At 61.9% G+C, this 12,560-nt stretch carries 11 protein-coding genes; 3 read left to right on the forward strand and 8 right to left on the reverse strand.

The window, feature by feature from the left end; genetic code table 11:
• Positions 1-450 precede the first annotated feature (450 nt).
• Entirely contained in the window at positions 451-1,188 is a 738-nt protein-coding gene (locus VFN25_RS07130) for a phosphatase PAP2 family protein (RefSeq protein WP_325140292.1), read from the forward strand.
• Between the two features lie 142 nt (positions 1,189-1,330).
• Here the strand turns inward: VFN25_RS07130 and VFN25_RS07135 are convergent, their stop codons facing one another.
• The 5 genes from VFN25_RS07135 to VFN25_RS07155 form a co-directional block, all read right to left on the reverse strand.
• Positions 1,331-1,549, reverse strand: a complete 219-nt coding sequence (locus tag VFN25_RS07135; protein WP_325140294.1) for a hypothetical protein — start codon at positions 1,547-1,549, stop codon at positions 1,331-1,333.
• Between the two features lie 125 nt (positions 1,550-1,674).
• Positions 1,675-5,016 carry a DEAD/DEAH box helicase gene (locus tag VFN25_RS07140; RefSeq protein WP_325140296.1) on the reverse strand — a complete coding sequence of 1,114 codons (3,342 nt, stop codon included), beginning with the start codon at positions 5,014-5,016 and terminating at the stop codon, positions 1,675-1,677.
• Between the two features lie 147 nt (positions 5,017-5,163).
• On the reverse strand, positions 5,164-5,748 hold the full coding sequence (locus VFN25_RS07145) for a hypothetical protein (protein WP_325140298.1): 585 nt from the start codon (positions 5,746-5,748) through the stop codon (positions 5,164-5,166).
• A 99-nt stretch (positions 5,749-5,847) separates the two neighbouring features.
• A complete protein-coding gene (locus VFN25_RS07150; RefSeq protein ID WP_325140300.1) occupies positions 5,848-6,546 on the reverse strand; it encodes a response regulator in 699 nt (232 codons plus the stop codon).
• Entirely contained in the window at positions 6,543-8,027 is a 1,485-nt protein-coding gene (locus VFN25_RS07155; protein WP_325140301.1) for an ATP-binding protein, read from the reverse strand. The genes VFN25_RS07150 and VFN25_RS07155 overlap by 4 nt, the downstream gene beginning before the upstream one ends.
• Positions 8,028-8,289: 262 nt before the next feature.
• Between VFN25_RS07155 and VFN25_RS07160 the strand changes: the two genes are divergently transcribed.
• Positions 8,290-8,697, forward strand: coding sequence for a hypothetical protein (locus VFN25_RS07160; protein ID WP_325140303.1), 408 nt, complete (start codon positions 8,290-8,292; stop codon positions 8,695-8,697).
• An 85-nt stretch (positions 8,698-8,782) separates the two neighbouring features.
• Here VFN25_RS07160 and VFN25_RS07165 read toward each other — a convergent pair whose 3' ends face one another.
• From VFN25_RS07165 to VFN25_RS07175, 3 genes are read right to left on the reverse strand one after another with little or no spacing between them, the layout of a single operon-like run.
• Complete coding sequence (locus VFN25_RS07165) at positions 8,783-9,358, reverse strand: class GN sortase (protein ID WP_325140305.1); 576 nt, start codon at positions 9,356-9,358, stop codon at positions 8,783-8,785.
• 10 nt (positions 9,359-9,368) lie between these two features.
• Positions 9,369-9,554 (reverse strand): hypothetical protein, encoded by a 186-nt coding sequence (locus VFN25_RS07170; RefSeq protein WP_325140307.1) that lies wholly within the window; start codon positions 9,552-9,554, stop codon positions 9,369-9,371.
• A 15-nt stretch (positions 9,555-9,569) separates the two neighbouring features.
• Positions 9,570-11,738, reverse strand: a complete 2,169-nt coding sequence (locus VFN25_RS07175) for a marine proteobacterial sortase target protein (protein WP_325140310.1) — start codon at positions 11,736-11,738, stop codon at positions 9,570-9,572.
• A 23-nt stretch (positions 11,739-11,761) separates the two neighbouring features.
• Between VFN25_RS07175 and pdsR the strand changes: the two genes are divergently transcribed.
• On the forward strand, positions 11,762-12,469 hold the full coding sequence (gene pdsR, locus VFN25_RS07180; RefSeq protein ID WP_325140312.1) for a proteobacterial dedicated sortase system response regulator: 708 nt from the start codon (positions 11,762-11,764) through the stop codon (positions 12,467-12,469).
• The last annotated feature ends 91 nt before the right edge of the window (positions 12,470-12,560 follow it).

Raw genomic sequence — 12,560 nt, forward strand, 5'->3', positions numbered from 1 at the left:
CAGCCAAGTAGTCGACACCTGCCGGCGCAACAATTCCGATGAATAGTTCGATCCCAGCCATTCAGGCCTCTCCGTAGCTGACGAATGGCTCCATTGTTACAGAAACCTAATCATCCGGGGTACGGAAAGGTGCACTTTCCCAATCCACGCGAGAAGCCCGGGTCAGAGTAGACATTCGACCGTCCCCTTTTGGCCGATCACTGCCGGTCGACTGCGCTGGCCAGTGCTGCCGATGAGACTGGCAAACTCCATTGGCGAAGATGGTGACGGTCAATGCCGGGAATACGCAGCTCGTTGACGACAGTGGAGTTTGCCTACGGGTTTGGTTCGTTTCGCTGGCGAAGCCGGCCAGTTGCTTCGGCGATCGCGGCCGGATGGTAGACGCTTTTCATCTGCAGATTGCGGATGTCATCGGCAGACGCGTCATAATTCCCGGAAATCCGGAATCCCATGAAAATTGGTGATATGCGGGATAGTGCAAAAAATTCCTGGCATCACAAACTTGCCCGGGCGGTACAAACACTCCGGAGCCATCCGGCATGGCCGCTCAGTCTGCTCTTGTGCCTGATCCTTGCCTCGATAGGCGTGTTTGTCGATCTTGCCGAGGATGTCCATAACGCTGAACGGATCACCGTGCTCGATCAGCAACTCGCCGACTGGTTGCATGTGGGTGCCACACCATTGACCACGCAGTTCATGCTGGTCGTTTCAGATCTGCACGATGTCATACCGATGAGCATCCTGACCCTCCTCGTCGGCGCGATACTGCTCAAAACTGGCGCGCGTGACTGGCTGCTCGGTCTGGTGTTGGTGGTTCCGGGCGGAATCCTGATCAATACCTTGTTCAAGTATCTCTTTGCCCGTGCGCGACCACAGTTTGTCGATCCGATCGTAAGCCTTGCCAGCTTCAGCTTTCCCAGTGGTCACGTCTCCGGCAGTACCTTGTTCTACGGCTTCCTGGCCGCGTTGTTGATCAGCCGCAGTCACTCGCGCCGACGCAATGTGGCGATCGTCAGCGCGGCGATGGCGATGGTCTTGCTGGTCGCAGCCAGTCGCATGTACCTCGGGGCGCACTTCCTCAGTGACGTGCTCGCCGCATTCTTCGAGAGCCTGGCCTGGCTCGGGATATGCCTGATTGGTGTACAGATGACGCGGCGCTGGCGAAACTGGACCCGGGCGCAGAACTGAGACCTGACCAGGTTCAATTCACGACCGCGGTCCAGATTTACCGTTGCCGGGTGCCTCGCCAACAGACATCGGGTCCGCCTGCATATCCGCTTCAGCTCTCAACATCTCAACCTCGATGCCTGGGTGCCTTCCACGCTATCCGCTATTGACTCGACGCTGGCGGTCGATAGCCGAGGATGCGTGCGGGCAACAGGAAGATGGCCTTGATCAGGGCAAGAATGCCTTCCATCAGCGAGCCGACGATGCGGAACGGGATCGACAGCAGCCAGAGGATCGGCCACAGGATCAGCAGGACGAGGGCAACCGGCCAGGCGAGGACGAGCAGGATGGCCCAGAGCAACAGTACGAAAAGTGCGCGCATCGTGATTGGACTCCAGTTGGGCGGTGGCGAGCGCGGTCTTTGAACCCGTGCTCCCGGTGAAAGATGGTGGCATGCGAGTCGCGTTCAAGTTGTGACCATCAGCAGGGTTGATCGCACCACGCGTTTTACAACGGCGCGAACAACTCGGCGAGATCATCTTCATCGAAGCGCAGTGATTGCGTGCTGCCACCTTCGAGGACGGCGTTGGCGAGGTCGGCCTTGCGTTGTTGCATGGCCTGGATCTTCTCCTCGACGGTGCCGGTGCAGATCAGCTTGTAGACGAATACGTGCTTTTCCTGACCGATGCGATGGGCACGATCGGTGGCCTGGGCTTCGACGGCGGGGTTCCACCACGGATCGTAGTGGATCACGGTGTCGGCAGCGGTCAGATTCAAACCGACGCCACCGGCCTTCAGGCTGATCAGGAAAATCGGCACTTGTTTCGCCTGGAAACGGGCGACGAGATCGGCGCGCTGCGTGCTCGGTGTTTGCCCGGTCAGCAACTGGAACTTCTGCTTGCGCTGGGTCAAGGCTTTGGCGATCAGATCGAGCATTTCGGCGAACTGGCTGAAGACGAGAATGCGACGGCCCTCGGCAACCAGGCTGTCGGTCAACTCGAGAAGCAATTCGAGTTTGGCCGATTGCTTGATGCGTTTGGCCCCTTCGAGTTTGACCAGGCGCGGATCGCAGCAGGCCTGGCGCAATTTGAGCAACGCATCAAGAACGATGATGCCGCTCTGTGCCAGTCCGCGCTTTTGCACTTCGGCAAGAACGCGTTCGTGCTGGGCCAGACGCAGGGTTTCGTAGAGTTCGCGTTGCGCACCATCGAGTTCGACGTTGCGCGGGATGAAGGTTTTTTCGGGAAGATCGTCGAGCACGTCTTCCTTGCGCCGGCGCAGCAGCAGCGGCGCGATGCGTCGACTCAGGCGTTCGCGGCGCTCGACATCGTTGTGTTTCTCGATCGGCGTGCGATAGAAGCGGGTGAAGTGGCGATCACTGCCGAGCAGGCCAGGCTCGACCGCATCGAACTGGGCCCAGAGTTCACCAAGATGATTCTCCAGCGGCGTCCCGGTCATGGCCAGACGCCGTTGTGCGGGAATTTCGCGGACGATCCTGGCCGCCTGGCTCTTTGCGTTCTTGACCACTTGTGACTCATCGAGCACAAGCAGAGCGTAATCGTGGGCGAGCAATTCGTCTCGATCGCGAGCCAGCAGCGGATAGGTGGTAATGACCAGATCGTGATGCGGGATTGCCTCGTGCAGACCACCGCGGGCCGGCCCGTGCAGGACCAGCACGGACAGATCGGGCGTGAAGCGCCTGGCCTCATCGCGCCAGTTCGAAACCAGACTGGTCGGGGCGACGATCAGCACCGGGCGATCCAGATTGCCACGCTGCTTTTCGGCGAGCAGATGGGCGAGCACCTGCACGGTCTTGCCGAGCCCCATGTCATCGGCAAGCACGCCGCCGAGTCCGGCATCGGCGAGAAAGCCGAGCCAGGCCAGACCATCACGCTGGTAACTGCGCAGGGTCGCCTTGAAGCCGGGCGGCTCCATCGCCGGTGTTCGTGCATCCCGCAAGCGGGCCAGTTGTTCACGCAGCTTCTCGCCGCCGCGCCACGGCATTTCGGATTTCGCCGACAGCTCATCAAGGACACTGGCCTGCGAGCGGCGCAGGCGCAGGGCGCCCTGCTCGGCATCGCGCTCGGGCATATCCTGCAGCCATTCGAGCAGGGGCGACATCAACTCGCGCAGGCGTGCCAGTGGCAACGGTACGCGACGGCGATCATCGATCGGCACCAGCCACAACGCATCGTCATCCTCGCCCTTGCGAGGACTCAACGGAAAGCCGGGATCGCTGAGCAGTCGGCGCAGGATCGGCAGCAGGTCGACGCGCTCGCCGCCAATATCGATGCCGAGGCTCAGGTCGAACCAGGCATTGCCGGATTCCTCGATCTCGGCATACCAGTCATCCGGCTCATCGAGTAGCTCGAACGGAAAACCGGCATCGGTCTCAAGCTGGAATCCGGAATCCCGCAGACGCGGTGCCAGCGCGAAAAGATGCTCGGCAGCGATCAGCTGACCGCGACGCGGTTCGAGTACGAAGTCGCCATCGGCAAACGTATCGCGTGGCAGGTTGGGCAGGCGTGGCAACAGGTCAATGTCGATCAGTCCCAGCTCCTCGAGCTGCTCACAAGCGGCAATCTCGGCGGAACGATCGCGCACGATGTCGAGCAATCGCCCCTCGTGCATGCGCCGTTCGCGCGGCTTGACCGGAGCAAATGGCAGACGCGGCCCTTCATAGTCGAAACTCAGACGCACGCAGCCGGCCTGATAGCGCTGGGTAACGCCCTGATTCAGGACCAGCACCGGAAATGCACGCAGGGTCAGCACCGGGATCGGCGTGACCTCGTGGGTTTGTGGCGTCGCTGCCCGCGATGGTTTCGGCAGGCTTTGGAGCTGATGGGTTTGATTCCAGCGTTCGACGACGAAATCGGCATGCTCGGGCAGCAGTGCCGGCGCACGCAGGGCGGCATCGATGACCTGGGCATCGCCCTCGACACGTCCGATGGCGAGCTTGGTCGGATCGTAATACCAGATCTGCGCGATCCGCAGCAGACGGGTACTGGCGTCAGCCTCAAACAGTTGCGGAGCCAGCTTCTGGTTGCCGTCGTCGGAGAGTGTCCAGCCCCAATCCAGAGTGCACTGGCTGCCCAGCGCGACCTGTCCGCGCGAAGGCTTTTCGACGAAACACGGATATTCGTTGATGAGGATTTCCAGCAGCGCTTCGTCGCGCTCACCGGTCAACGGATACCAGGCGCTGGATGCGTAGTGCGGGCTGGCCATGCGCAGGCGCGCGACGTGCTCAAACTGGCGCGCGGTCAGGCGTTGCCAGGGATCGGCACCAAACTGGAATTGGCCGACCGGTTGGGGTGAACCGAGACCACCGCGCTTGTTCGGCTTCAGCCAGACCGGCTGCGCCTGCAGACCGGGCAAGGTTCCCTCGCCGATGCGTAGCAGGATGCCAAACACCAGCGCCGGATCCTCGGCCGGTTTGCGCAGCCTGGATCTGGGCTCGGCATTGATTGCATCGAACCAGGGTTTCCACGCCGCCGGCCCATTGCTGGTTGCAGCAGAAGGCCTGGCGGATTCAAGCGCCGAGCCGCGCGTGCCGAGCATCTTCAGGGCGACGGCAGCAACATGCTTGCATTCTCCTTCGAGCGGGCAGGTGCATTGCGTGGCGAATCTCGGTTTGCCGCCGTTGAGGCCGATCAGGATGGCCGCGGTATAGGGATCCGGCTCACGGCCTTGCACGGATCCGAAAAGGGTCCCGGCATCGTCTGAATTTTCGTACCAGATTTCACGCACGCGGCTGCGGCGCAGGTAATCCGCACCTTTGGCGAGCGTCGGCTGGTCGAGCACCGAGTGGGTGCTGCGCGACAGCAACTGGCGAAACAGCGACTCTTCCATGCGCTGGCAAAGGATCCATCAGCAAGATCGAACCGACAATCGTGCCTGCCTCGGTCGGCTTCGTCCAGCACTGTGGATCTGGCTTCGGCACGATGTCGATCAAGCCCAAGCCGATGGCTTGAGGTTGGTAATCGGCTCACGGCTGATTCAGTGGTTCGCCAGCAGGTCCTCAACGTGGGCACTGAACTCGGCGACCCTGCCGGCATCGAGACTCTTTCGCAGCAGACGACGAAACTCCGGCAGATGCCCCCTCAGCGCCTCGTGCGAGTTGCTCTTTTCGATTTTCTGGCTGAACAGAAAGGCACGCAAACCGACTTTGGCGCTGAGCGTCTGGCTCATGTATTCGCGTGCCTGGACCAGGCCGTCGGAGACAGTTGGCGATGCAACTGCTGGTGTCGCTTCGCTGGCGACCGGGCTTGCCTCGGCAGGCGCAACGAGCCTGGCTTCCGAGTTGGCCGATGAAGGCAGGTCAGGCGGCGGCGCGGTGATGACTTCGGCCGGGTCGTGCGAATGATCGGTCGAAGTGAACTCGATCAATCCAGACGCCAGCAATTCCCCAAGCAGGCTGTCAATATCGTTGATGGCGACGAACTGCTTGCGAATGCTTCCGACCGTGCGTTCGCCATTGATCGAAATCAGCACCATGCGCTGGCGGGCGCCGATCTTCAGCTTGCGCTCGTCGATTTCGAGTCGACCGGCTTCGGTCTTGACCGGAATGGAGCTCTCGAGCATGTGTTTTCCCTCGTTTCCCCGATGCGCATGCTAGGCAATGGAGCGGCTAATGAAAAGCGTGTGACACCCAGTGGCCGATTCGGACATCGCCACAGCCACTCAGCGGCGAGGCGGCGAGACCTCGTCGTCAAGCAGCTCGAACCGATATCCGACGCCATAGACGGCGGCAATCGGGTCGATGCCCGCATCAAGCAGCTTTTTTCTCAAGTTCTTGACGTGACTGTCGACCGTCCGATCACTGACAACGCGGTGATCTGCATAAAGCGCGCCAATCAGCTGCTCGCGCGAGAAGACCCGACCGGGCTGGCTGGCCAGTTTGCCGAGCAGGCGGAATTCGACCGGGGTCAGGGCCAGCGGCTGGCCATGCACACGCGCTTCAAAACGCTCCTCGTCAAGAACCACGGCGCGGGCAACCGACTCGTCCTGCGGGCGTGACCGGCGCAGCACGGCACGTACCCGTGCCACCACTTCACGCGGACTGAATGGCTTGCAGATGTAGTCGTCAGCGCCCAGTTCGAGGCCGAGCAGACGATCGATCTCCTCGACCCGCGCGGTGAGCATGAGGATGGGGACCGCGGAGAACGCACGCACTTGCCGGCACAAGGTCAAGCCATCGATACCGGGCAAGTTGATGTCGAGCAGGATCGCATCGGGCGCGTGTTGCCGAATCCACTCGATCGCGTTGTTGCCGCTTTCGAGAATGCTCGCCTGAAAGCCGCCGGCATGCAGATAGTCACTCATCAGAGCCGACAGTTTCGGTTCGTCTTCGATGATCAGAATGTGTGCGGTTTGATTCATGCGTTTGGCAAGGCCAGGGGAATGCGGATTTCGATGCACAAACCACCGAGCGAGGAATGCCGTGCCTTGATCGTTCCCTCGTGCGCGCCAACGATGGCGCGGCAGATGGCAAGACCGAGGCCGGCACCTCCGGCTGCGCGATTGCGCGAAGCATCAACGCGATACAAGCGCTCGAACAGGAGTTCCAGCGACTCTTCCGGCACGCCGGGTGCACTGTCCTCGATGGACAGGATGGCCTGATCCGCGTTTCTTTTCAGGGCAACGCGAATGCGCCCGGGTGCGTCCGTGTAACGCCGCGTATTGGTCATCAGGTTGTCGATGAGTTGGCCGATGCGTCGTGCGTCTGCGCGGATTGGGGGCAGCTCGTCGATATCGGTTTCGACGCTCAACCCCGCTGCGGAAAGAATGGCTGTCTGGGTCTCCAGTGCGTCGCTGATCAGTTCTCCGAGATCCAGCGTTTCAAAACGATATTCAAGTGCACCGGCATCGGCCAGCGACAGCAGATACAAATCCTCGATCAAGGAACCCATGCGCTCACATTCGGCATTCAGCGAGTTCAACGCTGCCGGCGTCGGGCTGCGCACGCCATCCTGCAAGGCCTGGATCTCGCCGCGCAGGATGCTCAACGGTGTGCGCAATTCATGCGCGATATCGGCACCCCAGCGTCGACGTGCCTCACGATGTTGCTCAAGCGTACCGGCAAGATGATTGAAATCACGCGCCAGCGCACCGAGTTCGTCACCTCGCCGATCGCCGATGCGACGTCCATAATCGCCCGCGGCCAGCGCCCGCGTACCGGCGGCCAACTCGCGAACCGGGGTCAGCAACCAGCGCGCCAGGGTAAATGCCAATAACAGCGCGATCGCAAGAATGGCCACGCCTGCGGCCAGCGCAACACGCAATTGCTCGCGAGCGAAAGCCAGGTCAGCAGCACTTCGCAACTGCGGCAGTGCCGCCAAAAGCAAACTGCCGATGCGCTTGCCATCAAGCTCGACAGGCACGCTGGCCGAGTTGCGTGCAATCGACGCGTCGCCGACAACCGGTTTACCGTTCGCATCGACCAGCAGCAGACGTGAGAGCTGGGCCTCATAACGGCGACGCGCGTGCTCGAATCTACGCTCCCGCCACGCCTCCGGCGGCATTCGATGATGAGCCGATTCGCTATCGCGTCCCGGCTCATTGGCCACGGATGGCTCACCACGCTGGCGATCCGCCTGGCGCAGCGTGCGACGAAGATCCGGAGCGATCAACTCGCTGAATTGGCGCCGGTCACCGTGGAGGAAACTCCAGCTTCCGTGTTCGGAATACGAATCGGCAAGCCGATCTGCGACCGGCTGCAGGCGTTCCAGCGCGGCCTGATCGAGGTAGGCCAGGAAGCCGCGACGGAATGCCTGCTGCTGCCAGACGACGAAACCGGCCAGGGCAATGCTGGCCAGCGCGGCGAAGGTCAGAAACAGGCGTTGCCAGAGACGAAGGTTCATTGATGCAGTCAAATTGCGGCCGACCGGCGCACGATAGCGCGAGCGCACGTCGAAGATTCAATCTGCGCAGAATTTCCATGATTCCTCTGCGATTGCTGCGCATTGCTGGTCCAGGCTGGAATCACGAGACGATCCGCCAGACGGCGATGCAGAAGCCAGCGGCAGCATGCCCCGTTGCCTGACTTTGCGCACGTCGAACCCCCACGATTCCCGGTCTGGCGGAATCGTCTCGTGTCACTCCCCACAAGCAAAGGAAACGACCATGAAACTATTCAGTACCAAGGCCATTGCCAGCGCCCTGCTGGTCACGTTGCTCGCCAGTGCAGCGTATGCAGACACGCGCCCGAGCCGGCAATCTCCCGAGGCCAGGATCGCCACGGTTCCGGGCCTTACCCAAACCCAGCGAGATGACATCGTCCGCATCGAAATGGAAACCCGAGAAGCACAACGCGCCTTGATGGACAGGGTGCGCAACGAGCGCAAGATCCTGCGCGAAGAGCAAAACAGCAAACTCCGAGCCGCGCTCGGCGACACCGCCTATGCCAACTATGTGAGCTGGAAACTTGAACAACGCGCTGAGCATCGTGGCGCACGCCGCAGCCATGGCAAGGGATACCGATCAGCACCGTCCGGTGCAGAACAAGGCATGGAGCCTGCAACCGGTGAGTGAATCCGGCGGCGTGGTGTCTGTCGGGATTTGACTCGGCAGGCTTGTCAGGCAACTCCCTTCGCCCCTCGGCAGAAGGAAACAGGCGTCAGGAGGCATGCTCGGGGACCGCTGTGACCACGAATCGCAGCGGTCCTCCTGCGGTCAAGGCATCGAACGGATAGCAGGTGACCAGCATCAGGCCATTGGCATCGTTGTCGACGCCGATGTGCTCGCGACTCGAGTCGGCAATGCGCATGGTCGTGACACGCAGCATCCGTGAACCATCGGCGTTGTCGATTTCGATCCGGTCGCCGATACGCAGATTGCGCAAAAAAGCAAAATGCGTATCGCGGTGGGCGCTGACCACGCTCAAGCCCGGCGTTCCGGGTATCGCGGTGGATTCCGCCCAGCCCGGCCCGAATGCCAGCGTGCGACCCGAATCACCGCTGAGAACAATCTCGTCGATACCCAGTCGGGCAACCTTCAATCTGGCCACCGGTGAAGTATCCGCCCACGGCCAGGGCTTGGCCGGGTCACCGGTTTGCAGACGTTGCTGCCAGGCACGTTGCAGCAGGACCTGGGCCAGTTCGGCCTTGGCATTCATGTAGGCGGCATGGCTGAGCGGCATGCACGCGCACAGGGCCAGCAGGCATGCCGTACGACGCAGGAGTTTCGCTGTCATCAGCGTTGCCCTAGAGCGGAACCCAGTCGTTGGCCGGATCTTCGCTGCACGCTGCACGCGGGCTGGCGATCGTGTCGATAACGATGGTTTGCGGAGTTACCCAGGCCTCGCCGCCAAGCCAGTCGTTCGCACCATCATCATGGTTCGGCTGATCACGCGATGGGCCAGCTTGCCAGTTCAAGAAAGAAAGATTCATTTCGATTCTCCAAAGTCAGGCCGGGAAGGAATTCGATTGGCGACGCCGTCCGCACCAGGCGAACACTCCGGCGATCAGCAGCAAGATCAGTCCGATCAGCATTTGCAGCGGCGCCGAGGTGGCGGTCGCGGCATAGGCCAGGCTGCCGGCGGGCTGGCCATTGGCGATGCGTTTGGAGAGCAGATCCTCAGCGGCATCGCGCGCCGGGGTCTGCTCGACGGCGATCAGGCTGGTGTACGGGCTGACCAGGTGATGGTCGATGGCCAGTTGCAGCACCGCGTTGCGCACCTCGTCGGCATTGGCACCCTGATCGATCGACTGCTCAAGACTCTCGATCTTGCGTTGCGCCCACAGGCGCGCGATTCCGGTAGCTCTGGCCGCACGATCCATCGGCAGCGATTTCGCCCACGACGAGGTACTACCCGTCGCGCGCGCCTCAAGCGTGCCGTGCAGGTTCGACAGCTTGGCAACAACGAGCAGTGGCTCGCCGGCGTACAGATCGGGCAGGCGCTGCGGGTAGCTCTCGGCAATCCCGGGCCAGCTCAGGGAAAGATCGCGAAGCGCCGGCCGATCGAGTTTGGCGAACAGCTCGTGCATGCGCGCCTGCACCTCGGCCGGACCACGAATGACGATGGATGATCCCCGTCCCGAGGTCGCCGCGCGGGTGATGAACTGCGCGTTCGGCGCACTGCCGATGCCGATCGGGAACAGCCGCGACTGGCCAAGATCGTGATCGATCAGTTGATAGAGCCCGGCGGCATCATCGACCGCGCCGTCGGTGGCGAATACGACCTGGCGCACATAGCCAGGCGGCGGAGATCCCTGCAACGCGGCACGCAAGGCGGTGACCATTCCGGTGCCACCGGTGGCGTAGAGTTTTGCCACCCACTGTCGCGCCAGGGCCACGTCCGCGGGTGTCGCCGGAACCGCCTGATCGAACAGCGACTCGGTTTCCGAATTGAACTGGATGACATTGAAACGATCACTCGGACGCAATGAGGACAAGGCCAGATCGAGCGCGGCACGCGCCTGCCTGATCGACTCACCCTGCATCGAGCCCGAGGTGTCGATGACCAGGATCAGTTCGCGCGGCAACGGCTCGGCGATCTCGCTGTTCGGCAACATCATGATCATCGCGTAGGTTTCGCCGTCGACGGCTTCGCTGAGCATGGCCGAAGCGGGTGCGCTGCCGAGCACCGGCAGCCAATCGAGAACGAAATCGCGATCGGCGGCAACACTGCCTCTGGCCAGAGTGATCGAGTAGCGCGTGCCCTGACGTTTCACGGTCAGCGCATGCGTCGAGCTTTCGATCCGACTCAGGGCAAGCCCGGGATCGAGATCGATGCTGATTGCGACCGTCGGTGCCTCTGTGCTGTGCACATCATCGTGGGTCGTCGATGATCTGGATGGATGTGAATTGGCCCCTTCTTCAGCGTTCCCCGCGAGCTTCTGCGACACGTATCTGGGCGTGTAGGTCAGCGGCAGGGTCAGCGAAAAGCGATCATCGTGATAGCTCACCTGCTGCCACCAGCGCACTTCGACTTCGAGGGTCTCACCCGGGCCGACATTGGCCACGGCGGTGCGGAACAGGTTGGCCCGATCCGCTTCGACCAGAGCCGCGCGCTTGCCGCTCGCCGCCGCCTCGACGTATTCGCGGCGCGCCTGCTCCTTCTCGCGGATCTCGCCGACGATGACGCGCTCACCGACCCGCAAGGTCATGTCATGCACGGCGGCGCCATCAGGCAATGGCAGCAGGTATTGCGCCTCAATCCAGTCGTTGCTGGTGTTGGTGAAACGCTGACGGATGCTGGCTTCGGCGATGAGTCCGCCAATTTGGTAGTAGACATCGCTGGCCAGCGCAACGAGTTCGAACGGTTGGCCGTCCGTGGCCGTTGCCTTGATCGTGCCGAAACCCGTTTCCGCACGTGCTCCGGCGGCGAAGCCAAGCACGAGGACGAGAATCGCGAAGATTGTGCGCAGCGGCTCGAAGCCGGGTTGAAGATCGGTATTGGTTTCGTTGTGGTCCGCTTTCATTGCACGCTCCCGGTGGCTTCGATGCCATTCCAGCGAACGTCGCGGGCCGGTTCGCGTCCGCTCGGTGACGCGTTCGCGATCAGTTGTGGCGGTTTGCGGGCAATCGTGGTTCACGCATTGCGGCATGGGTACGACGCTGCGTAAGCTCATTGCAACGCCATTGGAGTGAAGTCATGCCGCGCAGCATTGCCATCGTTGAAGATGAACCGCTGATCCGCGCCAACTATGTCGAGGCGCTGACCCGCGCCGGCTACGAAGTGCGCGGCTATGCCGGCCGTGCCGAAGCCGAAAGCGCATTCGCCCAGCGCATGCCCGAGCTGGTCATCATTGATGTCGGCCTCGGCGACGAGCCGGAAGGCGGTTTCGATTTGTGCCGCAATCTGCGCGCAAGGGAAGCGACCCTGCCGATCATTTTCCTGACCGCACGCGATTCGGATTTCGATGTGATCTCCGGCCTGCGTCTGGGTGCTGATGACTACCTGGCCAAGGACGTCTCATTCCACCAACTCGCCGCGCGCATCAGCGCCCTGTTCCGGCGCATGGAAGCCCTGCGCAAGCCAAGCGCCGCCGACAGCATCCACGAAGAAGGCCCGCTGCGCGTCGAATCCGAACGCATGCGCGTCACCTGGAACGGCGAAGAAGTGCCGCTGACCGTCACCGAATTCTGGATGGTGCACACCCTGGTGCGCTTCCCCGGCCACGTAAAGAGCCGCGAACAACTGATGCGCGACGCCCAGGTCGTCGTCGACGACGCCACCATCACCTCCCACATCAAACGCATCCGGCGCAAATTCATCGCCATCGATCCCGCCTTTGATGCGATTGATACCGTGCACGGTGCGGGATATAGGTGGGTTGTTAGAGGAGCGGGAGTGGGTTAGAGCTGGAAATGGGGAGTGGGGAGTGGGAAAAGCCAATGCCCTGCCACCTCGTCATTCCAGCGCAGGCTGCTTTCCCCGCTAACCGCTAACC

Origin of the sequence: Dokdonella sp. (assembly GCF_035703485.1) — a bacterium.
Taxonomy (GTDB): Bacteria; Pseudomonadota; Gammaproteobacteria; order Xanthomonadales; family Rhodanobacteraceae; genus Dokdonella.